A 26,798-nucleotide genomic window follows, 5' to 3' on the forward strand; every position below is an offset into this window, starting at 1 on the left:
ATAATCATTTCAAATATAGAGAAAAAAGCGCTTTACCTCAAGTTAAGATGAGGTTTTATCATGCAACTATCGGAAACAAAATACATTTATCAAACGAGGTAAAAAATTATGAAAAATCTAATACCCACAGTCAAAAAAAATTTTAAACATTTCGTCAAAAGGTTCTTAGATATCTACAACGGCACTATGTATTTCAAGTAATAAATTATGGGATCGCCAACCAAACAAGTGCCAATGATGATATAAAACCAATGCCCCAGAAACTGCTGCGCAACACATGTTTGTCAAAATAGTATGCCAATAGATAAGCTACCCTTGACGCAACAAACGCAATAGCAAAATATTCTGCTAATTGCCCCGCATTATTTGTTACAAGTACTGCTAGGGCCCCAGGAGTAAACATAGCTAAGGCTTCAAAACAATTTTCATGAGCCGCTTTAGCTCTAGCACCAAAACCCGATAAAGATTTTTGTTGCTCACGGGGGTTTCGATTATCATAGCCACCAGCCTTATTCATAGCCAAAGCCAAAGGCGCTTTAGCCAGAATAGGCATTAATGTTGCGATGAATAAACAGATGATAATGATGGTCATAGTGGTTCCTTAAACTCAATTAAATCTTAATTTGTAGGCTAGTGTGCAAGCAAATAAGTGAAAACGGAAGTAGCTTGAAGACAAAAAATCTAACAACACTGTTGCAAATAGCCACCCCTTCAGTTGAAACAATAATCCAACCTGATTGGGCAGCTAAACACGGCATAACACTAACGGTAAAACGAGATGATTTGTTACACCCAGTCATTTCAGGTAATAAGTGGCGTAAGCTCAAATATGCATTATTAGCTGCTATTGAAGCCAACACTAAACATATCATCAGTTTTGGTGGCGGATTTTCAAATCACCTGCACGCATTAGGTTTTTGCTGCCAGCAACTCAATATTCAATTCACAGCGATCATCAGAGGAGATTATTCACAAAACCCTAGTCCTATGTTGCAAGATTTATTAAATTGGAATGCCAACATCCAATATGTTGACAGAAAGACATATCAACAACGAGCCGAACCTGATTACCTAAAAATGCTTCAGCAACAATACCCCAGCGCTCTACTTATTCCAGAAGGCGGCTCGCAGCTAGAAGCGTTACAAGGTGTAGCTGAAATTGTTGAAGAGTTAAGCCATTCCTATGACTATGTTTTAGCGCCTGTCGCCAGCGGCGGCACTCTTGCTGGATTAATTACCGGTATATCCAAGTACCTAGAACCAATCGACTGTAAAATATTAGGCATTGCCGTGCTTAAAGGTGAAGGCTACCTAGAACAGCTGGTTACAGATTTATTAGTAAAGCATGATCATTCAAAAAGCTGGCAAATCAATCATGATTATCATTTTGGTGGATATGCTAAGTCTAATGATAACCTCGCAGAATTTTGTCGCGACTTTTTTCAACAAACGGGAATAAAAATAGAACCTGTTTATAGCGGAAAGCTATTTTTTGCATTACGAGAACTGATTAATAAGGGTTATTTTCCTCAAAAAAGTCGTATTTTAGCTCTGCACACAGGAGGTTTGCAGGGGGCTAGGTAGGTCATCATTGCATTACTCATCCAAGATACTGTAAATTACTCATTATAAAGCCTCATATTAAAACCAATCTAAAGGAAAGGTTTATTGTTTACACAAATCACATTGTCATTTCACATCTATAACGCATTGCTAACGAGCACGGTAATCTATTTCAAAATTTTCTACACAATCTTATGAACTGGAATGAATGGCTACAGGGTTTTGCTGGAGCATCACCCATTGAATGGGTAGCTACAGTCTCTGGCTTTATCTGTGTTTATTTTATCATAAAGCGCAATATATGGTGTTTCGCTTTTGGTTTTGTGCAAGTCAGTATTTATGCTTGGATTTTTTATGATGTGAAACTGTATTCGGATATGGGTCTACACATTTTTTATATTGGTTTTCAGGTTTATGGTTGGCTGCTGTGGAGAAAAGCTCAAGACTCAAGCGGCCATGTGATAGTTAATCAAGGCACCACCAAAGAATATGCTTTATGGATTATCGCTATTGTTGTTAGCACTAGTTTGCTCGGTACAATAATGAACCATTATACTGATGCTAGTTTTCCCTATCCTGATGCCTTTACCACTTGTGCAAGCTTGGCAGCTCAATGGTTATTGTCACATAAAAAACTAATGAACTGGACGGTATGGATTGTCGTAGACATAGTGGCGATAGCGATATATTGGCAAAAAGGATTATTCCCAACATCCGCTCTGTACACTTGTTTCTTGGTAATGGCTATCATAGGTCAGTGGCAATGGTATAAACACTTTTCCCTAAATTCAAATAAAGGCCCGTGCATTTCGTGATCAAAAAAATTGTATTTTTAGGTGGCCCGTCTACCGGTAAAACCAGCTTGTGTGAAGCTCTAGCAAAAGAACTAGGCACTATCACAGTACCAGAGTATGGCCGCGAATATTGGATAACCCATCAAGTCGACCGACGACTAACCCCAGAACAACTATTGCATATCGCTAAAATCCAAAACCAATGGGAAGACCAAGCAGTATCCAAGGCTAATGAGTATCTATTTTGTGATACTAGTGCTTTTACCACTTGGCATTTTGCACTGCATTACCACCAAACAGCATTGCCAGAGTTAGAAAGGCTCGCAAAAACATGCTGGCAACGTTATGACTTAGTAGTGTTATGTGATGATGATATCCCTTACGACGATACATGGGAGCGTTCAGGTGACGCTAATCGCGGTGAATTTCAAGTATTTAACCGTCAATACCTTAAAAAACATAACATCAAACACATACTGGTATCAGGCAGCCTCAAACAAAGAAAACAAGCGGTTCTCACCGCACTTGGTATAACCTCAATGGAAATCTGTACTACTGATTAAGAACTCAGTGAGTGATTTTTCAATATTCAACTTGCACCTCAATAAATTACTGCTAGCATTCACGTTTTATTACATAACCCCGAATACTAGGAACTATCTATGTCCCGAGTTTTGATTATTGGCGCTGGCGGCGTGGCCGCAGTCACCATTAAAAAGTGTGCTCGTTTACCCGAGCTATTTGATGAAATTTACCTTGCAAGTCGCACAGTTTCAAAATGTGAAGCCCTTCAAAAAGAAGTAGGAATAGACAGAGTTAAAGGTGTATTTGCCGTTGATGCCGACCATGCCAGTGAAGTGGTCGCAGTTATCAACCAAGTTAAACCTGACTTAGTCATTAACTTGGCTTTGCCTTATCAAGACTTAGCGATAATGGATGCTTGTTTAGAAACAGGCGTCGACTATCTAGATACTGCCAACTACGAACCCAAAGATGTTGCAAAATTCGAATATTCTTGGCAGTGGGCTTACCAAGAAAAATTCCAAAAAGCCGGCTTGATGGCGTTATTAGGCAGCGGTTTTGATCCAGGTGTGACTAATGTTTATACCGCTTATGCAGCTAAACACTACTTCGATGAAATTCATTACCTCGATATTGTCGACTGTAATGGTGGTGATCATGGTCAAGCTTTCGCGACTAACTTCAACCCTGAAATCAACATTCGCGAAATTACTCAGCGTGGACGTTTTTACGAAAACGGCGAATGGAAAGAAACCGATCCATTAAGTGTGCGTGAAGATCTTGATTACCAAAATATAGGTGTTCGAGCTTCTTATTTGATGTTCCATGAAGAATTAGAGTCTATCGTTAAACACTTCCCGACTCTGAAACGTGCACGTTTTTGGATGACCTTTGGTGACGCTTATTTAACGCACTTAAAGGTACTCGAAGGCATTGGCATGACCAGCATCGAGCCAATTAACTTCCAAGGCCAACAAATTGTACCTTTAGAGTTTTTGAAAGCCGTATTACCTGATCCTGGTTCATTAGCGGAGGGATACACAGGTCAAACATGTATCGGAACTTACATAACAGGTCTCAAAGATGGCCAAGAAAAAACCATCTTTATCTACAACAATTGTGAACACGCTAAGTGTCATGAAGAAGTAGGTGCTCAGGCAGTGTCTTATACAACAGGTGTTCCCGCTATGATTGGTGCGTCATTAATGTTAAATGGCACATGGAAAAAACCAGGGGTATGGAATATGGAACAGTTTGATCCTGATCCCTTTATGGATATGCTGAATATTCACGGTTTGCCTTGGCATGTGATCGAATGTGATTCGAGCCCGTTTAAGAAGTAATAGCTAGAAACGAAGAAATCGAACCACAGAGAGCACAGAGGTAAAAAACTTTATTTCTCTGTGTAGCGCAGCGCTCTGTGTTCTCTGTGGTGATAAGTTTGTATTTTTTAGTTCCCAGTTAAAATTATCTAAAGGCTTTGTTTATTTAGTGAAGTCCTTTTACTTTAATTCTCAAATTGGCAAAGCCAGTCAGTGGCAGTCAGTTTATACTGTAACCAAAAGTAGCCTTTTTTATGCAAGATCCTATGTTAAACCCAGCCATCCCCTCACCTTGTTATGTATGCGAAGAGGCCAAACTAGAAGCTAACTTGCAACTGATGCAATATGTGCAGCAACAAAGTGGTGTCGAAATTATTTTGGCCCTCAAAGGTTTTTCTATGTGGTCAACCTTTGGCTTAGTTAAGCAATATTTGCAAGGTTCGACTGCTAGTGCGGTGTGGGAAGCAAGGTTAGGAAAAGAAGAAATAGGCAAACAAGTACATGCTTACTCTCCTGCGTTTAAGCCCAATGATATCAATGAGTTAACCAGTTTAGTTAATCACATATCTTTTAATAGTTTAGGCCAATGGAATAGATACAAAGATCAAATTTTACAAGCAGGAGTGTCTGCAGGATTAAGAGTTAATCCTGAACATAGTGAAACAGAAACCGCACTCTATGATCCTAGCGCACCAGGGTCTCGATTAGGTATCAGAGCCAAAGACTTAGTAGGTGAGGATTTAACGGGCATTGAAGGATTTCATATTCATAACCTATGCGAGTGTGATTCTTTTGCCACCGAACGCACCATTAAAGCAGTAGAACAAAAATTTGCAGACTGGTTGCCAACTTTAAAATGGGTGAATTTTGGTGGTGGGCACCTTATGACCAAAGAGGGTTATGACGTGGAACACCTAATAGAAACCTTAAAGGCATTTAAGCAACGTCACCCACATCTTAACGTCATCCTTGAACCCGGTTCAGCTGTCGCATGGCAAACGGGTACCTTAGTCACTGAAGTGGTTGATATAGTTGAAAATGGCGACCAAATAGCGATATTGGATATGTCTGCCACAGCTCATATGCCAGATGTATTGGAAATGCCCTATCGTCCAGAAGTACGTGGTGCAGCTAAAGCAGGTGAAAAACCTTTTACTTATAGGTTTGGTGGTAATTCCTGTTTAGCCGGTGATGCCATAGATTTATATAGCTTCGATCACAAATTGCAAATAGGTGAACGCATTATTTTCGAAGATATGATCCACTACACTATGGTCAAAACTACTTTTTTTAACGGAGTTGAACACCCCTCCATCGGCATTATTCGCAAAGATGGTAGCTTTGAGTTAGTGCGTAAGTTTGAGTACCAAGATTTTAAAAATAAGTTATCCTAACTGTCATGTAAGACTTTCTTTTTGTAAAACAGACTTGACACCGATTATTTAAAAGTTACACTTGGTCATAAAGTAAAGTCTATTTTACTTTATGACCAAGGAGTTTGACTTATGAATAAACACAATGAATCAATCTGTAGCCAACAGAAAAGTAACATTACATCTCTAGCTTTATGGACACTGGCTTGGGTTATTAGCACTGCATTTTTGAGATTTGGTGCAGAATACATTTGGGACTATCAACCCGCTTATTCCATTATTGCCCTAATTACTCATCTAGCGCTGGGTTTGACCATGATCATGGTCAACGTTAAGCACTTAGCCAATCTTGACGAATTACAACGTAAAATCACTTTAGATGCCATGGGTATAACCTTAGGTGTCGGTTTGATAGCGGGTATTGCATATGAGCAACTGGAAGATATAAAACTGATAAGCTTCGAGCCAGAAATCAGCCACCTAATAATGCTCATGGCCTTCACGTACATCCTCAGTATTTTAATCGGCAATAGGAAATACCAATGAAAAACCGATTAAAAGTCCTTCGCGCCGAACGAGACTGGACCCAAGCTGATTTAGCTAATGCTTTGGCGGTATCAAGACAAACCGCCAATGCCATCGAAAAGGGTAAGTTTGATCCCAGCTTACCCTTGGCATTTAAAATCGCTCGGCTATTCAACTTAACTGTTGAAGAGATATTTATTGATGATGAGCAGACATAATCAAGGAAGGTTTAGCATCTCAATAAAATTAGAGCTTTAGGCAAAGTTAAAACCTAAGGCTCTGTTCATAAATACAATTAAAGAGCTTTTTCAGCATTCAATTTTTTCAACATATCTTTGGCATTTTGATTATCAGCATTTAACCCTAAGGATTTTTTATAATTATCCACTGCCAACTGTATATCTCCTTTCGTCATATAGGCTTCGGCTAAACTATCAAAAGCGTTAGCATCATCAGGATATAAAGCCCCGTAGACACTTAAGTAATTAATCGCCGCTTGAAAGTCCTTTTTAGCAAGCGCCATGTAACCTGCGTTGTTTAGTGCATTGGACGACAGTAATCTAGAAGCGGGATACTGCTTTTTCCACACCGAATATGCCTTAATACTTTGCTCGACACCTTGATTTTCTGCGACTTCAAAAGGTAGTTGTTCACCTTGCTGCAACTTACGCATGGCATGGTCTTTCAACGATGTACCAGTGCGGAAAAGAGTCAAATATACTTGGTTATCAACTGGGTTTAGCTCAAGTCCCAAAACATTTGCGTGGGCATCTAAAGCAAATCTATTGTCTTTTAAATAATGCAACTCACCTGAAAATTGTCCACCGCCTATTTGCAAAGGATTGTGATAAATCAGTTTGTTTTGCTCTTGAGTGATGTTCACAATTTGGTCGAAAGGTGACAGATACCTACCGATCATTTTGTCGCCCTGTCCTTTAGGTAAAAGTTGCTGACTAGGTACAAAAGGTTGAGTCCACTGCAAATTCTTTATGACACTATCAATCAACATAGTAATGGCTGGATTTCGAGTTTGAGTGGTCGCATTAATAAATAACATAATGCCTTTGCCATCTTGCATCGTTGCCATTACATGGCCACCAGTACCTGTATTTGAGCCTCCGTGAGAAAACCAGTCTAGATTACCTTGCGCTTCAAAGCGCATCCAACCAGCACTCCATCCACCTGTGACTTTGAGGGTTTGCACCTCAGTCGTTTGTTGCGCCACCCAAGTAGAAATGACCTCTGTTGGTTTACCTGCCAATGCTTTTTGATACTCGATTGTAAACTTGGCCATATCCAATGGCGTACTCCACATGCCAGAAGGCGCGACTTGGGGACAAATAGGAATACCATCGCGGATCACTTGCTGATCTAAATCATGCACTTTAGCAACGTTAGTTAAAAACTTAGCTTGGTCATTTTGATACATAGTAGTGTGTTGCATATTTAAAGGTGTAAATAACATTTCCTCAGCTAATTGCGCCAAAGGTTTACCGGTCAAATCTTCAATGGCCACTTGCACAATGACATAACCTCCACCGCTATAATTCCATTTCGTTTCAGGTTCAAACTCCACTGAAATAGGTGTTTTATAACGAGGCAATTTTTGTCCATTCAGACTTTCAACTAACGTTGGAATATCATCACCTAGATGAAAATCAGCAAATCCTCCCTGAGACATACCGGCGGTATGGGACAATAATTGCCTGAGTGTGATGGGATTATCCTTTGTAAAATCTGACTCTGGCATTGTCCAACGTTTTAGATAAGTACTAACAGGTACATCTAAATTGAGCTTTCCTTGCTCAGCCAGCATCATAACTACAGTAGCGGTAACAGGTTTTGAAATAGACGCGGTCGAGAACGCTGTGTTGCTGTCTATTTTATGCTGTGTACCACTTTCTTTTAGGCCAGCAGTTTCACTAAACACCACTTTAAAATCGTCCACAACAGCGATACTTAGTCCAGTTACTCGGGCTTGTTCAATAAAATCTTGATAACTGAGTTGGGTGTTATCAGTCAATCTCACTTTAGACAACTGTTTGCCATAATCGTTATTTAAAGCAGTTGCTTGTATAGTATTTATAGAGGCGCCAAATAGAAGCCCAATACTGCAGAAACGGATCAACATTCTTTTAGTAGGAGTATTCATAGAGTTTTCCATCAGTGTATAAAGTAATCTCATACTGATTGAATTCCATATCTTAGTGACCTACTTTTGCACTAACTGCTCATCTAATACGTGAACGACTCGGACGCCACCTTTACACCTTGTTATGATAGATAAAAGGGAGAAATACTGTGCGTTTTCATTTATTTATTACACTGCTGATATATAGCTTTATTGTTCAGTCTGCCAATTCCAAAGAACCTGACTTAATCATCAGTGATACCTATTACTTAATGCTTGATGATCATCCAGACTATGCAAAACCAGTGTTGGATCGTAGCCAATGGCAAACTTATAACTTTAGCGGTATACCTTTATCCGATGAAAATTTCTGGGTGCAAGTCGACTTTGAAATTGACACACCTTCGACTCAACCTTTAGGTGTATTGGTTAGCATATTAGGTTCTTTTGATGCTTATTGGGATGGTGAGTTCATCGCTAGTAATGGTGTGGTTGGCCAAGATAAAAACAGCGAAACGCCTGGGTTAATAGACAAAATAATGCTTTTGCCTACACATTTAACTCAAGTCGGCACACACACTCTCAGTATGCGGGTATCCGCTCATCACAACGCACCGACTCTTTTACACGGCTCATTTTGGAGCTTAGTGACCGATTATGAAAGCCTAGTGCAAATACCTTACAGACAAGCTAGTCGCCCTATGGTGATGTCAGGTGCATTGTTGTTGATTGCTCTTTATTCATTTCTTGTTTATTTCAAGTCATTTAGACAACCCAGCTATCCCATTTTTAGCTTGTTATGTTTATCTATTTTAGCGCTCACTTTTGCCGAATCTTGGCGGGGATTGTGGCCTTACACTTATGACTGGCAAATACCAAGATTAATAGTGGTTTTAGCACTGTCTTGTTTTATATCGTTATTACTCAGCTTATTTTTTGCGTGGTTTTTTCACTTCAAGGGAATTGAACGCATCGCGTGGATAAGCCTAGCTTTGTTAGCTCAATTCGGTGTCATCATTTTCATGGACGGATATGATAATCGCAGCCTATATGTATTTTTAATAGGAGTGACCATTAGTGGCGGCATTTGTTTGCACGCATTAATACAAAAGCAAGAAAACGCACTATTAATGTTAGGCGGTATGTTGTTATTTATTGCACCTATTTCAATCAATACCTATTCGTACATGGATCAGTACTTTTTTGTGTCATTTGCCGCCTTAATTGGCTTAATGTTATATACCCTAGCGAAAACAATGCGCAGTAAACAGCAACAACTACTGCAAAGCCAGATTAACGCTAGCCGTCTAGAACTCGAATTAGTGAAACGTAATTTACAACCCCACTTTATATTAAACACCTTAACTGCAATAGAAGAATGGATAGAAGATTCACCCAAAACAGCGGTTAAGTTTATTCAAGCTCTAGCTGACGAATTTCGCTATATGGCGCATATGTCAGCACAAAGGATTATACAAATAAAAGACGAAATCGGACTGTGTCAGTCCCACTTAAAAGTGATGGGTTATCGCACCAACATTGAGTTTTCAATGGTTTGTGATATTGAATATAATGAAGCCAGTATACCACCGGGTATATTGCTCACTTTGTTAGAAAATGCGTTATCCCATAACCTGTATCAACAAGGTGACGTTGTTTTTACTTTGAAGCAAAGCATTTTTGCAGAACAATCTTCACAACAACTAATCTTCATTGCCCCTATTACCCAAAAATCATCAGACAAAGGCATTAACCTGGGCATAGGTAGCCAGTATATTGAAGCGCGTTTAACAGAAAGTTATGCAGATAAATGGGACATGAAAAGTTGCCTTAATGATAATAATTGGCAAGTAACCCTGACCTTTCCACTTTCAAACGTTGCACCAAAAACTCTTGATTCATTAGAGGTAAACCAAGCATGACTAACATTGTCATAGTCGAAGATGAATATATGGTGGCAAAACGCCTAAAACGTTTTGTAGAACAGGCTTTTGGTGAACAACACATTAAAATTAAAATGTGCCATTCATTAGATGATGCCGCTGATTATTTAGCGGAGTATCCGATTGACCTGTTATTTTTAGACTTAAACCTTCAGGGCCAAGATGGCTTTACACTACTCAAACAACAACTCAGTCAAAGCTTTCATACCATAGTGGTTTCTGCCAATTCTGACCGCGCAATCGAAGCTTTTGATATAGGTATACTCGATTTTGTTGCCAAACCTTTTACCCAAGAACGCATCCAAAAAGCAGTGGATAGACTCCACCAGCAGCAACAAGGACAAAGCAAATATTTAACCTACAAACGATTGGGTAAAATAGAAATGTTAGCCATCAGTGAAGTGTTATACCTAAAAGCTGATGGCCATTATTGTGAAGTGCATCAAGATAACCAACAACACTTTTTACATGACAAAAGTTTAGACAAACTACTCAACCTATTGCCTGATGACTTTATCCGCATCCACCGCTCCTATGCTGTGTCTATTGCTGCTATACAATCCCTAGAAGCAGAAGAAGGAAGTAAGTACTGGCTAACTTTAACAACAGGAATTCGCCTACCTCTAGGACGCACAAAAGTACGAGAAGTTAAAGCGAGATTAATATAATACTCATCATCAATAGTAAGCTCATACATAGAGCAAAATCCGAGTGAGCGATATTGAGTGACTGATAGCAAGTGAATAACGTATCATCTTAAGAAAATCGTCAAAAGGAGTTCCAATGAACCAGATCAAAATAGTGGCCTTAGTCGCATTTATACTCACCGCACCAACATTTGCTAGCAACAGCCTTATCCCTGTTTCTAAAGAAACCAAAGAAATGGCAGTCAGCCTGCGTGATAAGGCCATCAAAGATGATAGCGCTTACGAAATATTAAAATCACTCACCACAGAAGTTGGCGCGCGCCACCCCGGAACACCTGGAGAAAAAGCAGGTATTGAATGGGGTATTAACAAATTAAAAGCTCTAGGGTTTGATAAAGTTTATACCGAAGACGTAAAAATGAATGGCTGGGTTCGCGGCATTGAAACAGCCGAAGTCCTCATCCCTTCTTATCAAAAATTGACGATTACCGCCTTAGGCCGTTCGAAATCAACACCTGAAGGTGGCTTAGAAGCACAAATCGTGCATTTTGAAAGCTACGCAGATCTTGAAAAAGCCGCAGACGGTAGTTTAAAAGGTAAGATTGCTTTTATCAGTAATCGTATGGAACGCTTTAAGAACGGCGCTGGATATGGCCGCGCAAACATTGCCCGCTCTAAAGGCCACGAGTTAGCAGCTAAAAAAGGCGCTGAAGCCTTACTAATCCGTTCTATTGGTACAGATGACCACCGCAACCCGCACACGGGTGCCACCAACGTCGCTATGGGTTATACCATGGTGCCAGCTGTCGCTCTATCTAACCCTGATGCTGATCAGTTAGTACGTTTAATAGGCTACGGACACAGCCCTAAAATTCGCCTCAATATTCAAACTAAAGACTTAGGTGCTATTGTCACTAAAAATGTTATCGGCGAAATGACCGGACGTGAGCTACCTAATGAAGTAGTGGTAATTGGCGGCCATTTGGATAGCTGGGATTTAGGTACAGGCGCTGTTGATGATGGTGCAGGGGTAGCCATCGCCATGGCAACAGCTACATTGATAAAAAACAACACTGAAATGCGCCCTCGTCGCACCATACGTGTCATCCTCTGGGGTGCCGAAGAACTAGGATTAATTGGTGCCCGCGCTTATGCCAAAGCACGAGAAGCAGATGGCACTATTGCTAATCATGTCATTGGCTCAGAATCTGACTTTGGTGCAGGCCCAGTTTACGGCTTACAGTCTTCAGATAATATTTCAGAAAATGCGATGCACGTAGTGGATACCATGGCAGGACTGATGGGTGAACTTGGTGTCACACGTCGCAGTGGCAATACTAGCGGCGGTCCAGATATGATGCCCTTAGCCGCACTGGGTGTGCCAGCGTTAAACCTGATGCAAGACGGTACTGACTATTTTGACTTACACCATACTCCAGACGATACCTTTGATAAGGTTAATCCCGAACATATGCGTCAAAACGTAGCGGCTTGGACAGTCTTCGCATTTATCGCAGCTGAATGGCCTGGATCGTTCAAGTAAAAACTTTAGATATCTACCTAATGGCCCCCTAAAACTAACAATTAGTTTTAGGGGGCCATTTCACTTAAGCTAATTTTGAATGGTTTAATACCAATCCGCACAAAGAAGTGACCTCTCAGCGAGATTTTAAAAGGGCTTAATCAAGGCGCTTGAATGAAGTAATAGTTATTCTATTGCGAATTCGAGCAACGCAGAGTAAGCCCTTTTAAAACTCGCCCTAAAGGGAAAGCACCAGCCATTCTTGCACTTCGTTCTCACTATTTGAAAGGGCTTGCCATTCCTGCATAGTGACGCCTTGTGCAAAAATGGCTGGTGATTTCTGAGTGGTCACTTCTTTATGCGCAATGGTATAAGATCGCAGTAAGCGAGCTGTGAGGTTAGCATCATTTATTTCCACTTTAAGCCATCAACAGACATTTATCTCCAGCTATTTAAAGCATTAAATTTCCCCTAGCAATGTATCAATACTTAGTCATTTAAATAAAAAATCAAAAATTCATCAAAATCTTCCAGCCTCACAACCCAAAGCACTGTCTATTTAAAAGATTGACCGAAAAGTACAAACATTTGTGGATACAGTGCAAATAGTTTTACCGAGTATATGCCACCCTATGCAACAACATCTATGAGGCAACCTGTAGCGTCATATGATGAAAAATGACAATTTTTGCTAACTATATTCAAGTTGCCTGTTCCAGTTATTGATGAATGACTACCTTTCCAAAATTGGAGAGTGTATAAAAGGAGAATAAAATTGAAAATAAAAACTAATATAATTAAAGTCGCAATAAGCCTGATTATTTCATGTTTATGTCATACTGCCACAGCGAAATTAATCACTTTTGATGATAATATTATTGGCGATAAATATGCCAATAATTCGTTTATTAGTGGGAGTTTTGACATCAACTCCTACTTAACTGGAGATGACTTCAATTACCCATACGCTATTAATAATATATCCCTAACATTTAACTTTCGCGATGACGATGATGATTTCACTAGCCAATTAATACAGACTCAATACACTTTTTGGTTCGATACGCCCGAATACTCTGCATTCTACAGAAGACTATACACACAGCACTACGACGCGATTGAGCATTTCCACGTATGGGACACGACAAATAATTCTTGGAAGACCGCGACATCAAATTCTTATACTACGGGCCAGGTGTTCAATACAACCGCATGGGACGGAAATGTTGGCAATGACTGGTACGCCACGGCATCTTATACCGATGAATATAAAGGTTACGGCGGGTCCCGGACGACTTCAACTGGCGTCTCTGCGGATCAAGCTCAAACGTTACGAACAACAGGAATTTTAAACTACCATACCTACATAGAAGGAGATGGTTATCTAGTGTCAGCTAAAATGATACTAGACGTTGAACCGAATCCGGCTGTAGACGTACCAGAACCATCAACACTTACTATTTTTGCATTAGGAATGATTGGTTTAGCATCACGTCGATTTAAGAAACAATCGTAATAATTTTAATTTGTTTTTTCTAAAAAGCATCAATTGTAATGATTGGTGTTTTTTTTAGCTATGAAAATATCACCAAGACAATATGATTTAAGCACCCAGTGTAATCTTTGCTACAAAGCGATCCGGCTTTTATCACACTGTTGACAAAGACTGACTTCTGGCCACCCCTTAAGTTCTTTAGAGCTATTTAAACACGCACATATCGATTCCAATATTAATCACTTTGATTCCAAATCGAATCAACTTATCATTCCTTTAAGTATTAACAAAGTGATAACGGTAGAGACAAGCCCCGTTAACATTGGTTTTACATGTTTATTTTGATGTTGGCATCTGTTTTGCTTTACACCACTTAAATCGTCACTTCCGTGATTAAATATTTAATGAGGAATCGCATCCCATGCAAATTTCATCCTTCAAAAGCGCCCATACACTGATTACCGGTCAAGGATGTTCCTCTACTCTAAGTGAACATCTTGACAGTTTGAACATTAACTATCCCCTTATTGTCACCGACAAAGGGGTCAGAAATTCAGGCACATTAGATCTCATCACGGCTCAACTCGCATCACGTAAGTATTCTATATTTGACGATGTAGCCGCTGAACCAGACAACAACGTTGTTGAGCATTGTTTTGCTGTATATAACGCCCAACCACACGATGCCATTATTAGTGTCGGCGGCGGCAGTGCCATTGATATTGCCAAATGTGTGGCCGTGTTAGCAGGTAACAATCAGACTTTAAGTGCCATGTTTGGTGAAAACAACGTTGTAAAACGCGGCATCCCGCACATTGCCATACCCACAACCGCAGGGACAGGCTCAGAAGTTACTAATATAGCTATATTGTCGGTGCCTTCCGAGCAAACTAAGAAAGGCGTGGTGAGTGATTTTTTATTGCCTGATTTAGCCATTGTTGCGCCAGAAATGACGCTAAGTTGCCCTCAACATATTACCGCAGCAAGTGGTGTAGACGCGTTAGTGCATGCCATAGAAGCTTATTTATCACATTTCTCTAGTCCTATTACAGACGCACTTGCGATCAAAGCCATGGGCATGATTATCAATCATTTACCAACTGCGTATCGCTCACCTCAAGATATTGATGCGCGCGAGAATATGGCAACAGCCAGCTTAATGGCTGGTTTGGCGTTTGGTAATGCTGGTGTGGGAGCCGTTCATGCTCTGGCTTACCCTTTGGGAGGGCGCTACCATATTTCCCATGGTGTGAGTAACGCGTTATTGCTGCCCTATGTTATGGAATGGAACAAGAGTGAGTGTTTGACACGATTTACTCATATAGCAACTGCATTGTCTACCCCAGTAACCCCCCATGACGATGCTGAAACTATGGCCAACAAGGTAATCCAACAACTGCATGATTTATGTGAAGAAGTGGGTATTCCGCGAGGCATGCGCACACTAGGAATTAAAAAGGAAGATATTCCTGAACTCGCTAAAGAAGCCATTAAAGTAGAGCGTTTGCTTAAAAACAACCCTAGAAAATTGTCCCTGTCTGATATTGAAAACATATATTACGCGGCCTATTAATTTCCCCTATTATAATTTGGAACACTAACCCATGAAATGGAAAAACCACCAATACGGAACTGAAACTACTTTTTTCCCTTTGGGCCCGTTTAAAGTACGTTTACCTTTTTTGCATTACCGATTCGAGTGGCCTGATTATTTGCAGGGGCTGCTAATGTGCGCAGTTGATCTCGCGGCTATTCCACTAATGGTGGAATTGTTAGGGATGCCATTTGAAGCGGCTATTGCGATTGTCATGATAAATGGTTTTTTGTATTTGTTTCACCATATTCTAGGCGATCCCGTGGTACCAGGTTGGATAACACCAGCGGTGCCTTTACTGATTGCATACGTGCAAACCTTTGATCCTGGAGCCGATAGAGTACATGCATTAATTGCGTTTCAAATTATGCTTGGATTATTGGCCATCGTTCTCGGCCAAACCAAATTGGCTTCAAAGGTGGTCACCCTGATCCCTTCAGCAATCAAATCAGGGATAATAATAGGTGCAGGCTTAGCCGCTATTGTGGTGGTATTTAAAGAAGGTGGGCGGTTTGAGCAATTTCCAATCACCATCACAATTGCCGTAGGCTTAGCATTTTATTTAATATTTTCCCCTCATTTTGCACAACTGAAGCAACACAATGCCTTTTGGTCCAATTTAGGTAAGTTGGGGATCTTCCCTATCATTATTTTGGCCGTCATTGTAGCGCCTTTAGTGTCGGAAGCTAGTTGGCCCGATATTGAATGGGGCATTACCAGCCCCAATTTCGCACTGATGTTCAATGAATACACTGTCTTCGGTGTTGGGTTACCGGATGCTTCAATGTTTTTAACGGCACTACCCACTGCGCTAGCGGCTTACATAGTGTTGTTTGGTGATGTGTTGCAAACAAAAGCCATTTTAGATGAAGCGGACGAAAAACGCCCAGATGAAAAAATTGATTATGATCCTAATCGCTCTCACCTGATTTTTGGTGGTAGAAATGTATTGATGAGCATATTTGGTCCTGATGTTGTGATGTGCGGGCCCCTATGGGCGGCTATGCATGTAGTTATTGTTGAACGTTACAAACAAGGCCGAGAAGCTATGCAATCTATTTTCGGCGGCTCAGGATCATTCCGATGGGGCACCAATACAGGTTTGCTGTTGCTGCCAGTCGTGAGTTTAGTGCAGCCTATTCTTGGTGTTGCCCTTGCATTAACACTGTTAATACAAGGATTTGTGAGTTTTAGGATTGGCATTATGGAAGCAAAAAGTCAGCGAGATTTGGGCATTGCAGGCATTATCGCTGCAATTTTAGTAATTAAAGGTGCCGCCTGGGCCTTTGCTGTAGGCATCTTATTAGTGCTTTTGATTTACGGTAAAAACTTCTTCAAAGGTGATCCAGACAACAATTTTAATCCAACTAATACGAATGATGGTGACCAATGAAATCACTTAATTCTAAGCTTTTGCAACCCGTCTTAGACGCACTACCCGACGGTGTTTACATTACCGATGCTGAAGGTATTACCATAACGGTGAATAAAGCTTACGAAAAAATCACCGGTTTGCAACGTCATCGTGTGTTGGGTAAACACATGAAAGACTTAGTCACCGACGGCTATATTTCTAAATCAGTATCACTAGAAGTAATTCGTGAACAACAACCTATCACTCGCGTACAAACACTCAAAGGCGACCGAAAAATAGTGGTCAGTGGTAATCCGATGTTCGACGAAGATGGCAAACTGGAATTTGTGATTAGTTCGGTACGTGACGTTACCGCTTTGTTACGTGCTAAACATGCCGAAGAACAGTTAGAGCAAATATTAACCGTTAGAAAAGAATACGGTATAGATGTAGATGTTCACACAGACAAAGCTGGCGTACTAACCGGCACCAATACACGTTTATGTTATAAATTGGCTGAAAAAGTAGCGCCTACAGACGTTAAAATCTTAATTCAAGGCGAAACCGGTACCGGAAAAACACTATTGGCGCAGTTTATTCATGACAATAGTCTTCGTGCTGAGGCGCCTTTTATTTCTTTAAATTGCGCCGCTATGCCTGAAGGTTTAATAGAAGCGGAATTGTTTGGCTACACCTCAGGAGCTTTTACAGGGGCGTCGGTAAGAGGAAAGGAAGGATTACTTGATATTGCAAATGGTGGCACACTTTTTCTTGATGAAATTGGTGATTTACCCTTGTCGTTGCAAGCTAAATTATTAAAAGTCATTGAAGAAAATAAATTTTTGCCGTTAGGGGCGACACGCTTTAAAACGACCAATATAAGACTGATTACCGCGACCCATCATGACCTTAAAGTAGCCATTGCTGAAGGCCGTTTTAGAGAAGATTTATATTATCGACTACAAATTATGCCCCTTGATTTACCACCCTTGCGTCAACGTCAAGATGAAATTTTATCGCTACTCGAGCATTATTTAACTCATTATGCCAAACGTTATAACACGCAAAAAACCTTGCACCCGGAAACCTCCGAAGTGCTTCTACACTATAAGTGGCCGGGAAATATTCGCGAATTAATGAACCTTGCAGAACGCTTGGTTTTAATTACTGAGCATACTGAAATATTGCCTAACGATTTACCCGAGTCTATCAGACCCTTAATGACACATTGCGACCCTTACAGCTCGGAAAGTCTGAAGCAACAAGTGTCAAATTTGGAACGAGAATTGATAAATAATGCCCTTAGTTTGTATGGCTCCACCCGAGCGGCAGCTGCGTCATTAGGAATTAACCAATCTACGCTTGTGAAAAAACGACAAAGCCTTCTTGCCACAAGGAATGATAAATCATGATGCTGGAAACCTTATCCATATTTAAAAATAAATGTTTGATCAATGGACAGTGGCTATCCCATGCGTCATTGGTTGATGTGACTAATCCGGCCGATGGTTCGCTATTAACTCACGTACCTTTTATGGGGGCCGCTGAAACCACTTTAGCAATTGATGCAGCACAACAGGCTTTAGGATCATGGAAGTTACTAAGTAGCGCAACACGCGCAGACATATTGCTCAAATGGCACGATCTTATTGTTAAGAATGTACATGACCTAGCTAAAATAATGACCCTTGAACAAGGTAAACCTTTACATGAAGCGCAAGGTGAAGTGCTTTATGCGGCCAGTTATATTAAATGGTACGCAGAAGAAGCAAGACGGGTTTACGGTGACATTATTCCCAGCGACGACGCCACTAAAAAGATTCATGTCAGTAAAGAGCCTGTGGGGGTGTGCGTGGCAATTACACCCTGGAACTTTCCTGCGGCAATGATTACCCGAAAAGTGGCTCCTGCTCTAGCTGCTGGGTGCACTATTATTGTAAAACCCGCGTTAGAAACACCTTTAACCGCATTTGCTTTGATAGGTTTAGCACAAGATGCTGGGGTACCGAATGGGGTTATCAATGTGCTAAGTGGTGATGCTCGAAAAATTGGTGTACAAATGACGGCTAGCCCCCTTGTCAGAAAATTAAGCTTTACAGGCTCTACTGCAGTAGGCGCCCAATTAATGGCGGCTTGCGCGCCATCCATTAAAAAGTTATCCCTTGAGCTGGGCGGCAATGCCCCATTTATCATTTGTGAAGACGCAGATCTTCAACTAGCAGCCACCGAATTAATCAAAAGTAAATTTAGAAATGCAGGGCAAACCTGCGTGTGTGCTAATCGTATTTATGTTCACCAGAATGTCTACGACACATTTGCTCAGATATTTTTAGAAAAGGTTGCGCAATTAAAGGTGGGCAATGGTCTTGAACCAAGCACCGATATTGGCCCTTTAATAGATGAAAAAGCCACACGTAAGGTCATTGAACATATCAATGATGCGCTGTCTAAAGGCGCTTCGATTGCCATTGGTGGCGAAGTGCTAGAGCTAGGGGAAAACTGGTTTGCTCCCACTGTATTACTTAATGTCACGCAAAATATGCTTTGTACAAAAGAAGAAACCTTCGGGCCGTTAGCGCCACTCATACCCTTCTCTACTATTGCTGATGTCATCGCGATGGCAAATGACACTCAATTTGGTCTTGCGGCTTATTTGTTCAGTGAAAATCACCGCACTATTGAACGCATTAGTAGTCAGTTGGAAGTGGGTATGGTGGGCGTCAATACAGGCATTATTTCAACGGCCGTAGCGCCATTTGGCGGCATTAAAACCAGCGGTATGGGCCGCGAGGGCGGCCGTATAGGATTAGACGAATACTTAGAAACAAAATACGTCTGCTATGACATGCGATGAGCGTCATGGGTAGGCAGTACCTCTTTGTGCATAAGTACAAAGAAAACATATCGCCAATAAAGGCATAACAAGAAAAAGGTGAAACATGTCACATAAAACGAAAAAAACATCACTAAAAACAACCATTTCAACTCTGTTTGTCGGGATTTCATTTGCTTGCGCATCTTTTACTCCACTTGCTGCTGACGAAACTTACATTGAAAAATTGTTAGCCGATGCACCTAATAATTGGGGTAAGTGGGGCAAGGAAGATCAAATTGGCGCCTTAAATTATTTAGACGAGACACAAGTTAAACGAGGCGTGAAAGCCATTAAATCAGGCGAACGCTTTACGCTACAACTTCCGATGATCCACGGAGTAGGACCGGTATTTCCAGGTCGTGTACCTGTGATGCATTTTATGGCTCAAGATGAAGGTATTTATTCCTCGAATAAATCTAAACCTTTAAATGGCGGCATGAAATATTCCGACGATGCTGTTTTCATGTACTTACAAGGCACTACTCATATGGATGCCTTGGGTCATGCTTGGTATTCTGACAAAGTCTATAACGGCAAATCAGCCGACACCACAGTGCATGGTCACGACTTCGTAGATATTGCTCAACTAGGTGACGTGGGTGTGGCTGGACGTGGTGTGTTAGTTGATGTCGGCCGTTTTCGTGGCGATAAAAAACATCGCTTAGCCCCAGGTAGTTGTGTGACTTTAGATGACATAAAAGACACTGCAAAAGATCAAAAACTGACCATTGAAAAAAGAGACATTTTAATGATTAGGACTGGGTCTATGGGCCGCTTCTACGACGAAAGTGATAAACAAAATTGGACTGCGTTAGATGAACCCGGCCTTTGTTATAGTGCTGAATTAGTTAAATGGATCGACGACATGGAAATCCCTGTCATCGCAGCCGATAATTTAGCCATTGAATTAGCTTCGCAAGATGTCAATGGTACCAATATGATTATTCCATTACATGGCGCATTAATTAGAAATTTAGGTGTGGTATTAACAGAGTTATATTGGTTAGACGATTTAGCAGAAGATTCTGCAGAAGATGGTCAATATAGTTTCTTCTTCACTGTTGCGCCTTTAAAAATGAAAGGTGGAACCGGTTCACCTGTAAACCCAATGGTCATTAAATAGTCAGTCAGTAAATCGACGGGGCAAGTCTGCCCCGCACATAATTAATCATCGCATTTTGAATAGGCTAAACGCCTGTTCAGGGTTCTTTGTGCCTAAAATTTATGATTTAGCACACAGTTTGGCTTGATAAAAGACGATGAAAGCACTTATAAAATTAAGGTAAACACATGAATAATATGAATAAATTTAAAATATCGGTACTTACAAGCGCTATATTTTCAATCGCTGCTGCACAGGCAGTAGAAATTGAAAGTAAAGGGTATACGTTTGGGTTTAACGGCTACGTAAATACCCATCTTGTGTCTGTTAACTGTGATGATAATCCTGATAACGTGGCCGGCAATGCATTGTTATGCAGCGGCGACGACGCGACATCTGTTTCTAATGGTTATAGTCCCGCTAGTTTTCAATTTAGCGCCGCCACTCAAAAAAATGGTGTGGATATTAAAGCCGTATTTGCTTACGAGCCGGGTAATACTGATAACAGCGCGTTTAATGGTGGCGGTGACAATAAAGCGTATCGCGCGTTTTTCACGGTCGGGAACAGCGACATAGGGACCTTTAAAGCGGGTCGTGATTACGGTGTTTTTGGGATAGACATTGTTTTACAAGATATATCCTTAGGAGGCGTGGGAGCCCCTGCCTTAGTGACTACACCATTAAATACCAGTTTAGGTGGCGCAGGATACGGTTATATCTTTACCGACCGTTTATCACAACTCACTTATTCCTTTGCTAAAGACGGCATTAGTGCCGCAATTGGTGTTTTTCAACCTCTTGATCCTGTCACCTTCGGTGGTAATGGTTTTGTCGGCGATAGTGGCTCTAAAACGCCTGGTGTCCATGGTAAATTAAGGTACGATTTTGACAGTGGATTTGTGTCGACTACCTTTTTGTCACAAAGTGTAGACACCGCATTAAACGACTACAATGCTAGTGGTGTAGACCTTACTCTTGTTTACAATATCGGCGATACTAGTTTGTTAGCATCAGGGTTTTCAGCCGATGGTTTAGGATACTACGGGCTGTTAATTGACGGTTCTGACAGTGCGGCTAATCCAAGAGACAGCGATGGATATTTTCTACAAGCTACGCATAAATGGGATAATACTAAGTTAGGTATTAATTATGGTATTTCTAATGTTGAATTAGCCCCACAAGACACCTCCATTCAAGTGAAACAACAAAGTAAAGTTACAGTTGGTGTGTACCACACATTGTGGAGCATGGTGACACTATCAGCAGAGTATTCGAACATTAATGCTGAAAACCACGAAGGTGGGGAGATTAAAAATCAGGCTATTAGTGTAGGTGCAGCACTAAGTTTTTAACAAGATGATGTTGCCCTAAACGACATGACGAGTTAATTTTATTGGGTCGACTAACGCGCTTTGATCATCAAGGCGCGTTTTTTTTATCGCTCACTTACGATGTTTGTGAACTGCGCCATTTACTCGCTGTAAGTAATATTGGCCACAGTTTAATAGTAAAGCCAGTATCTTCTTGTACCCATTCATTAGCCAATGACTCAATCTCAAAGAGCAACTTTACGTATTCAGAGCTAAAGATGCCCAAATTTTGAAAAAGTAGCAAAACTCTGCTGATATTGGGTATTTTAATATTTTGGGTGTCTAGATAAGAGGGTGACAATGTTTTTAAAAGATAACGTTGTATTATCAAGACAACTCGATAAACCCTAACTGGTTTACTCTACTATATCAGTAACTTAGCACCACCTATAGAGAACTAAATTTGAAGTCGGTTTGAACAATTTACCAAGCTGAGTAAGAATTGGGTTGTGCCTGCGATATTTTGTTACAGGCTATGGGTAATAATTACACTCTTAAAAATTTAAACACTCTTTATCTATAAAATACCGAGAGGAATTTCATTCAAAAACTCTTTGTCAGCCCAATGAAAATATCATTCTAGGACCAATAAATCACACTCGCTCCTTTTGGTGCGCTTTATGCTTCTTATAAATCGACAAAGTTTTTTATCACCCTAAGTTCGCGGTGTAACGATCGCAACGACTACGGAGAACATTATGAATAAATATTTAGTAACTGCATTTCTAGGCTCAATTTCTTTGGCATTAAGCGCAGTAAGTTTTGCGAGTGACAAAGGACAAACAGTGACGATGAACGACCTGCAAAGTGGTCAAAGCATTGGCAGTATTATGGTCAGTGATTATGACGATGATGGTGTGGTGTTCACACCAAATCTATCAGGTTTAACACCAGGCATTCATGGCTTTCATATACATCAGAATGGAGATTGTTCTGCTGCCATCAAAGACGGTAAAAATGTTTTAGGCGGTGCTGCGGGCGGGCATTTTGACCCAGAAAATACCGGTAAACACAGTGTGCCTTGGTCTGAAGAAGGCCACGAAGGGGATTTACCGACTTTGTTTGTAGATGAGAATGGCAAAGCGACTCAAGCGTTTTTTGCTCCTGAGATTGAACTTGACGATATTAAAGGCCGGGCGATTATGATCCACGCTGGTGGTGATAACTATTCAGATTCGCCTAAACCATTGGGCGGTGGTGGCGATCGAGTAGCATGCGGTGTTATTCATAAGTAACATGTCACGCTAAGTTAATTTAAGTAGCGGTACTTGTAACACTGCCAAATCAATATGAAAAAGCGGCAATTTAGTCGCTTTTGTTGTTTTAAATTTTTGGTGTTGTGCATAGATTCACTACCTACTGCGGTACTGAAATGTTGTTCGAACTCTGTAGTTAACGACCTCTGCTTAGACACCCATAGTTATAAAATATCCAATTAGAATCCAAGCCGTGTTTTTGCTACTTTTTTAAAATGGGTGTTTTCTTTAGTTTTTCTGAAATCAAATTCTAAAGCGATTACGCAGTCCCAAGCCAATTAAAAAAAGCAAAATAGCAGATACAATACCCTGCAGCATCATTATTGCGTAAATCGGCGCTAGCGCGTTTTGCCCAACGAAAATTTGTTTCATTCCATTTTCACTAGCTTTTCGAGCTGAGGTTAGAGCGGGTAGACTGTTGGCAGCAGAAAAAAACATCATTTCAGAATTGTAATTCACAGAAAATTCAAGTGAGTCAGACTGTAAAGTATATGGCACGGTAAAAATCACCATAAATGATAATAAAAGAACAAATGGCCGTAAAATACTTTGACCATAATTACACATAGCAGAAAAGGTCATGTCCAGTAGTGATGCGGCTTTACTCATATCATGCCAGCGTCTGGCTCTTTGCTCGTCTGCGTTGTATCGTAAGGCTTGTTGATGTTGTTTATTGATTTCCGCCAATTCTTTTAATCTATTTAGACGTTCAGCGTCACCTGCATCAGTAGCTATTTTAAAGACTAACCAATAGCGCTCCCTGCAGAGTATGATTTTCAAATTTTGCAAGGATATCTGGTGTGATAGTTTTGTATTTACTAAATCCAATACTCCACAAAATGAAACATTAGCTATACTGACAGCACCGGAAAATGTAGCATTTCGAAAATCGACATTAACAATTCCGTGCACATCAGTGAAAGAAAACATACCAGTAGAGATTATGCTTGTAAATAACACTAACCCGCTATCAAATGATGCCTCATCAAAGTAAACGTTCCCTTCCCCAAAGTTGGCACGATTAAAATTCAAGTTGCGCCCTTGAAACGTAGTATTGACAAAGGACACGTTTCCTTTTCCAAATTTGGTATTCTCAAAGGATATATTCACTTTATCGAATATAGCAGAACTAAAGTCTACGTCCCCCTCCCCAAAATTGACGCCGCTAAAATCAACATTTCCTGTTCCAAATCGGCCACCCAAAAATGACACTCCACCCACCCCAAAGTTGGTTTTATTAAAAGTAACGATTCCTTTCCCGAAATTAGCTTTGTCAAAACACACCTTCCCCCCAAAGGTAGCTATATTGAAATCCACCACCCCGTTTTCGAAGGTGGCATTAGTAAAATTCACTTCAGTTTTCCCGAAGATGGCATTTTCAAAGCGCACATCCCCCTCACCGAATTTAGCGCCTACAAAGAGCACTTCCCCATCCCCGAAGGTGGCACAATCAAAATACACGTCCCCCTTCCCGAATTTGGTGCCAATAAAGTACGTCTTTCCTTGTCCGAATTTGGCTAAACTGAAGGAAACATTTCCGACAGGAAAAAGAAATTGTGAAAAATCTACTTTTGACTCGTCTCCATCTCTATATTGTGCAAAATCCACTTGTGAAAAATCTACGTCGGCTATTGGATTGTTCTCAACCCACTTATTCCAGATATCTTTTCCCTTCTGCCAAAGTTCAATGGCCTGATCGCCCTCTAAACAAAGTTTACCCTCTTTATTAGCCACGACAGTCTGCGATCCTTGTAAGTAATTAATCTCTAGTGATAGTGTACAATGCGGATGGGAAAGGCAAGTTTTGATGGGGGAAGTTGTCAAAGATGTTGTATTCTTTGTATCCGCATTTGTTTAGATTTTCAGTTAATTGTCGGTGTCATCTTTGGTTCAAATTCTTTTGCTTTTAGCTACTCCCGCTACAAAAAGAGTGATTCCAGTTTAAAAAAACTTCCTGAATAAGGGGTGTTAGCACAAATTTGTCATAGTTACTCACGCCTAAAATCGCGTTTTTGCAGAAAAGTTTCCCTAGAAAATGAATCACTACATCTAAGATTGCTGCAAAGCAATTCTTCCTGTCCGCACAGCCTGTTTAACTAAGGCTACTTCTGGTGCCAACTTAAACAGGTCGCCGTTTAATCCCGTAAGACTACTAGGCACATGACTCAAACGGGCTATTTCTGCGTTAGCTTCTAGATGCTCGGCTTCTCCGTGAGTAGGCACAGCAATTTGTGGCTGCACCCATTGGTACATCTGTTTGAGCTCTTCCTGACATGGGTGGCCTGAAGCATGGATAGGGAGTTCTGACTCGTGAGCCATTAAGGTATGAATTTTACGGCCTTTGTAGGCTTTAAGCAGGTTTTCGATCGACTCTTCGTTACCGGGGATAACAATAGAGCTGAATATCACTAGGTCCCCCTCATCTAACGAAACATTGCGATAGCTGTCTTTTGCTAATTGATTTAATGCGGCTCTGGGCTCGCCTTGACTACCTGTTGCTACCGCCAACACTTCTTGTGGTAATAAATATCCACAATTAAAAGCATCAAGCACTGGCAAATCATCTGGCCAATGCCCAGTCGCTTTGGCGGCGCCTACTGTGTTTTGTAACGAACGACCAAATAACGCAAAGTAGCGCCCCGTTTCCTTAGCTATTTTTGCTAAGGTAATTAAGCGAGCAATATTACTGCTAAAACATCCCACTACTACTCGGCCTTTTGCGTTGGCGACGGCTTGTTTTAATCCCTTATAACATTGTTGCTCGGATACTGAGTGTCCTTCACGATTAGCATTGGTGGAGTCACACACCATAGCTAAGATGTTTTCCTTAGCCAATGATTTAAATGCATCCGCATTGAAAGGTTTATCTGTCACTGGGGCTAGGTCAATTTTCCAGTCTGCAGTGTGAAAAACGTTGCCTGCAGGCGTTCTGATCACAAAAGCGTGAGGCTCAGGTAAAGAATGGGTAATCAGCATCCATTCCACATTAAACACGCCAATATCGACGCGCTCGCCACTGTCTATTTCGATAATAGGTATGTTGTCACCTTGACCATCACGAGCAAGCTTGCGACGCAAAATTTCAGCAGTGTATTTGGTAGTGTAAACAGGGCATTTAAAGCGACGCCATAAATAAGGCAAGGCTCCTAGATGGTCTTCGTGAGCGTGAGTAATCACTATGCCCGCTAACTTTTCTTTGCGCTGGCTGATAAAAGCAGGATCAGCAGCCACAACATCATGTTTATGCAACCCTGAAGTTTTTGCTTCAGCTTCGCTACAAAGTGGACTGTTAAAGGTAATACCACAATCTATCATCAACCACTGCCCAGAATGACCATACAGATTCATGTTCATGCCTATTTCGCCGGTTCCACCTAAGGGCAGAAACCAAAGATCTTTAGCGCTAGGTG

Annotated in this window: 23 protein-coding genes; 18 read left to right on the plus strand and 5 right to left on the minus strand. The window is 40.9% G+C overall.

The features are described 5' to 3' along the window. Nucleotides 1–205: 205 nt before the first annotated feature. Nucleotides 206–592: an MAPEG family protein gene (locus tag GARC_RS13080; RefSeq protein ID WP_007620817.1), complete on the minus strand. Its 387-nt coding sequence runs from the start codon at nucleotides 590–592 to the stop codon at nucleotides 206–208. Nucleotides 593–666: 74 nt separating this feature from the next. Between GARC_RS13080 and GARC_RS13085 the strand changes: the two genes are divergently transcribed. From GARC_RS13085 to GARC_RS13115, 7 genes are all read left to right on the plus strand, one after another. Beyond that, a complete protein-coding gene (locus GARC_RS13085; RefSeq protein WP_007620819.1) occupies nucleotides 667–1,584 on the plus strand; it encodes a 1-aminocyclopropane-1-carboxylate deaminase/D-cysteine desulfhydrase in 918 nt (305 codons plus the stop codon). A 173-nt stretch (nucleotides 1,585–1,757) separates the two neighbouring features. Continuing rightward, a complete protein-coding gene (gene pnuC / locus GARC_RS13090) occupies nucleotides 1,758–2,378 on the plus strand; it encodes a nicotinamide riboside transporter PnuC (RefSeq protein WP_007620821.1) in 621 nt (206 codons plus the stop codon). Continuing rightward, nucleotides 2,375–2,920, plus strand: coding sequence for an AAA family ATPase (locus GARC_RS13095; RefSeq protein ID WP_007620823.1), 546 nt, complete (start codon nucleotides 2,375–2,377; stop codon nucleotides 2,918–2,920). Before pnuC ends, GARC_RS13095 begins: the two co-directional genes overlap by 4 nt. Before the next feature lie 99 nt (nucleotides 2,921–3,019). Beyond that, nucleotides 3,020–4,222 carry a saccharopine dehydrogenase family protein gene (locus GARC_RS13100; protein WP_007620825.1) on the plus strand — a complete coding sequence of 401 codons (1,203 nt, stop codon included), beginning with the start codon at nucleotides 3,020–3,022 and terminating at the stop codon, nucleotides 4,220–4,222. Between the two features lie 233 nt (nucleotides 4,223–4,455). Then, on the plus strand, nucleotides 4,456–5,595 hold the full coding sequence (nspC, locus tag GARC_RS13105) for a carboxynorspermidine decarboxylase (protein WP_007620827.1): 1,140 nt from the start codon (nucleotides 4,456–4,458) through the stop codon (nucleotides 5,593–5,595). Between the two features lie 111 nt (nucleotides 5,596–5,706). Beyond that, nucleotides 5,707–6,120, plus strand: a complete 414-nt coding sequence (locus tag GARC_RS13110) for a hypothetical protein (protein ID WP_007620829.1) — start codon at nucleotides 5,707–5,709, stop codon at nucleotides 6,118–6,120. Beyond that, nucleotides 6,117–6,317 (plus strand): helix-turn-helix transcriptional regulator, encoded by a 201-nt coding sequence (locus GARC_RS13115; RefSeq protein WP_007620830.1) that lies wholly within the window; start codon nucleotides 6,117–6,119, stop codon nucleotides 6,315–6,317. The genes GARC_RS13110 and GARC_RS13115 overlap by 4 nt, the downstream gene beginning before the upstream one ends. Nucleotides 6,318–6,394: 77 nt before the next feature. Here GARC_RS13115 and GARC_RS13120 read toward each other — a convergent pair whose 3' ends face one another. Then, a complete protein-coding gene (locus GARC_RS13120; RefSeq protein WP_007620831.1) occupies nucleotides 6,395–8,251 on the minus strand; it encodes a serine hydrolase in 1,857 nt (618 codons plus the stop codon). A 149-nt stretch (nucleotides 8,252–8,400) separates the two neighbouring features. On the opposite strand from GARC_RS13120, the gene GARC_RS13125 reads away from it, so the two are divergent. The 3 genes from GARC_RS13125 to GARC_RS13135 all read left to right on the plus strand — a co-directional run bounded on the left by GARC_RS13125 (nucleotide 8,401) and on the right by GARC_RS13135 (nucleotide 12,363). Next, nucleotides 8,401–10,152, plus strand: a complete 1,752-nt coding sequence (locus GARC_RS13125) for a histidine kinase (RefSeq protein ID WP_007620832.1) — start codon at nucleotides 8,401–8,403, stop codon at nucleotides 10,150–10,152. After that, entirely contained in the window at nucleotides 10,149–10,841 is a 693-nt protein-coding gene (locus GARC_RS13130) for a LytR/AlgR family response regulator transcription factor (RefSeq protein WP_007620833.1), read from the plus strand. Before GARC_RS13125 ends, GARC_RS13130 begins: the two co-directional genes overlap by 4 nt. Nucleotides 10,842–10,956: 115 nt before the next feature. After that, the gene (locus GARC_RS13135; RefSeq protein ID WP_007620834.1) at nucleotides 10,957–12,363 is read left to right on the plus strand and encodes a M20/M25/M40 family metallo-hydrolase; all 1,407 of its coding nucleotides are present in this window, start codon (nucleotides 10,957–10,959) and stop codon (nucleotides 12,361–12,363) included. Nucleotides 12,364–12,580: 217 nt separating this feature from the next. Here GARC_RS13135 and GARC_RS26940 read toward each other — a convergent pair whose 3' ends face one another. Then, nucleotides 12,581–12,760 (minus strand): hypothetical protein, encoded by a 180-nt coding sequence (locus GARC_RS26940; RefSeq protein WP_007620835.1) that lies wholly within the window; start codon nucleotides 12,758–12,760, stop codon nucleotides 12,581–12,583. Between the two features lie 357 nt (nucleotides 12,761–13,117). Here GARC_RS26940 and GARC_RS27320 point away from each other — a divergent pair, with 357 nt between their 5' ends. The 8 genes from GARC_RS27320 (at nucleotide 13,118) to sodC (ending at nucleotide 23,367) form a co-directional block, all read left to right on the plus strand. Continuing rightward, the gene (locus GARC_RS27320) at nucleotides 13,118–13,858 is read left to right on the plus strand and encodes a PEP-CTERM sorting domain-containing protein (RefSeq protein ID WP_007620836.1); all 741 of its coding nucleotides are present in this window, start codon (nucleotides 13,118–13,120) and stop codon (nucleotides 13,856–13,858) included. A gap of 400 nt (nucleotides 13,859–14,258) precedes the next feature. Beyond that, nucleotides 14,259–15,410, plus strand: a complete 1,152-nt coding sequence (locus GARC_RS13150; protein WP_007620837.1) for an iron-containing alcohol dehydrogenase — start codon at nucleotides 14,259–14,261, stop codon at nucleotides 15,408–15,410. A gap of 31 nt (nucleotides 15,411–15,441) precedes the next feature. Further along, complete coding sequence (locus tag GARC_RS13155) at nucleotides 15,442–16,824, plus strand: hypothetical protein (RefSeq protein ID WP_007620838.1); 1,383 nt, start codon at nucleotides 15,442–15,444, stop codon at nucleotides 16,822–16,824. Beyond that, nucleotides 16,821–18,197, plus strand: coding sequence for a sigma-54 interaction domain-containing protein (locus GARC_RS13160; RefSeq protein WP_007620839.1), 1,377 nt, complete (start codon nucleotides 16,821–16,823; stop codon nucleotides 18,195–18,197). The genes GARC_RS13155 and GARC_RS13160 overlap by 4 nt, the downstream gene beginning before the upstream one ends. Beyond that, entirely contained in the window at nucleotides 18,194–19,639 is a 1,446-nt protein-coding gene (locus tag GARC_RS13165) for an NAD-dependent succinate-semialdehyde dehydrogenase (protein WP_007620840.1), read from the plus strand. The genes GARC_RS13160 and GARC_RS13165 overlap by 4 nt, the downstream gene beginning before the upstream one ends. An 85-nt stretch (nucleotides 19,640–19,724) precedes the next feature. Beyond that, nucleotides 19,725–20,783 carry a cyclase family protein gene (locus tag GARC_RS13170; RefSeq protein WP_007620842.1) on the plus strand — a complete coding sequence of 353 codons (1,059 nt, stop codon included), beginning with the start codon at nucleotides 19,725–19,727 and terminating at the stop codon, nucleotides 20,781–20,783. A 167-nt stretch (nucleotides 20,784–20,950) separates the two neighbouring features. Continuing rightward, a complete protein-coding gene (locus GARC_RS13175) occupies nucleotides 20,951–22,114 on the plus strand; it encodes a porin family protein (protein WP_007620844.1) in 1,164 nt (387 codons plus the stop codon). Between the two features lie 716 nt (nucleotides 22,115–22,830). Then, nucleotides 22,831–23,367 carry a superoxide dismutase family protein gene (gene sodC / locus GARC_RS13185; protein WP_007620849.1) on the plus strand — a complete coding sequence of 179 codons (537 nt, stop codon included), beginning with the start codon at nucleotides 22,831–22,833 and terminating at the stop codon, nucleotides 23,365–23,367. A 264-nt stretch (nucleotides 23,368–23,631) separates the two neighbouring features. On the opposite strand, the gene GARC_RS25970 is transcribed toward sodC, so the two are convergent. Continuing rightward, complete coding sequence (locus GARC_RS25970; protein ID WP_052151506.1) at nucleotides 23,632–25,122, minus strand: pentapeptide repeat-containing protein; 1,491 nt, start codon at nucleotides 25,120–25,122, stop codon at nucleotides 23,632–23,634. Between the two features lie 315 nt (nucleotides 25,123–25,437). Then, a complete protein-coding gene (locus GARC_RS13195; protein WP_007620862.1) occupies nucleotides 25,438–26,736 on the minus strand; it encodes a ribonuclease J in 1,299 nt (432 codons plus the stop codon). Nucleotides 26,737–26,798 lie beyond the last annotated feature (62 nt).

Source organism: Paraglaciecola arctica BSs20135 (assembly GCF_000314995.1).
Taxonomy (GTDB): domain Bacteria; phylum Pseudomonadota; class Gammaproteobacteria; order Enterobacterales; family Alteromonadaceae; genus Paraglaciecola; species Paraglaciecola arctica.

Excerpts from the sequence above, each read along its gene's own strand:
- GARC_RS13080 (WP_007620817.1), bottom strand. The coding sequence starts at position 592 with ATGACCATCATTATCATCTGTTTATTCATCGCAACATTAATGCCTATT.
- pnuC (WP_007620821.1), top strand. The coding sequence starts at position 1,758 with ATGAACTGGAATGAATGGCTACAGGGTTTTGCTGGAGCATCACCCATT.
- GARC_RS13100 (WP_007620825.1), top strand. The coding sequence starts at position 3,020 with ATGTCCCGAGTTTTGATTATTGGCGCTGGCGGCGTGGCCGCAGTCACC.
- nspC (WP_007620827.1), top strand. The coding sequence starts at position 4,456 with ATGCAAGATCCTATGTTAAACCCAGCCATCCCCTCACCTTGTTATGTA.
- GARC_RS13110 (WP_007620829.1), top strand. The coding sequence starts at position 5,707 with ATGAATAAACACAATGAATCAATCTGTAGCCAACAGAAAAGTAACATT.
- GARC_RS13115 (WP_007620830.1), top strand. The coding sequence starts at position 6,117 with ATGAAAAACCGATTAAAAGTCCTTCGCGCCGAACGAGACTGGACCCAA.
- GARC_RS13120 (WP_007620831.1), bottom strand. The coding sequence starts at position 8,251 with ATGAATACTCCTACTAAAAGAATGTTGATCCGTTTCTGCAGTATTGGG.
- GARC_RS13130 (WP_007620833.1), top strand. The coding sequence starts at position 10,149 with ATGACTAACATTGTCATAGTCGAAGATGAATATATGGTGGCAAAACGC.
- GARC_RS13135 (WP_007620834.1), top strand. The coding sequence starts at position 10,957 with ATGAACCAGATCAAAATAGTGGCCTTAGTCGCATTTATACTCACCGCA.
- GARC_RS13150 (WP_007620837.1), top strand. The coding sequence starts at position 14,259 with ATGCAAATTTCATCCTTCAAAAGCGCCCATACACTGATTACCGGTCAA.
- GARC_RS13155 (WP_007620838.1), top strand. The coding sequence starts at position 15,442 with ATGAAATGGAAAAACCACCAATACGGAACTGAAACTACTTTTTTCCCT.
- GARC_RS13160 (WP_007620839.1), top strand. The coding sequence starts at position 16,821 with ATGAAATCACTTAATTCTAAGCTTTTGCAACCCGTCTTAGACGCACTA.
- GARC_RS13165 (WP_007620840.1), top strand. The coding sequence starts at position 18,194 with ATGATGCTGGAAACCTTATCCATATTTAAAAATAAATGTTTGATCAAT.
- GARC_RS13170 (WP_007620842.1), top strand. The coding sequence starts at position 19,725 with ATGTCACATAAAACGAAAAAAACATCACTAAAAACAACCATTTCAACT.
- GARC_RS13175 (WP_007620844.1), top strand. The coding sequence starts at position 20,951 with ATGAATAATATGAATAAATTTAAAATATCGGTACTTACAAGCGCTATA.
- sodC (WP_007620849.1), top strand. The coding sequence starts at position 22,831 with ATGAATAAATATTTAGTAACTGCATTTCTAGGCTCAATTTCTTTGGCA.
- GARC_RS13195 (WP_007620862.1), bottom strand. The coding sequence starts at position 26,736 with ATGAATCTGTATGGTCATTCTGGGCAGTGGTTGATGATAGATTGTGGT.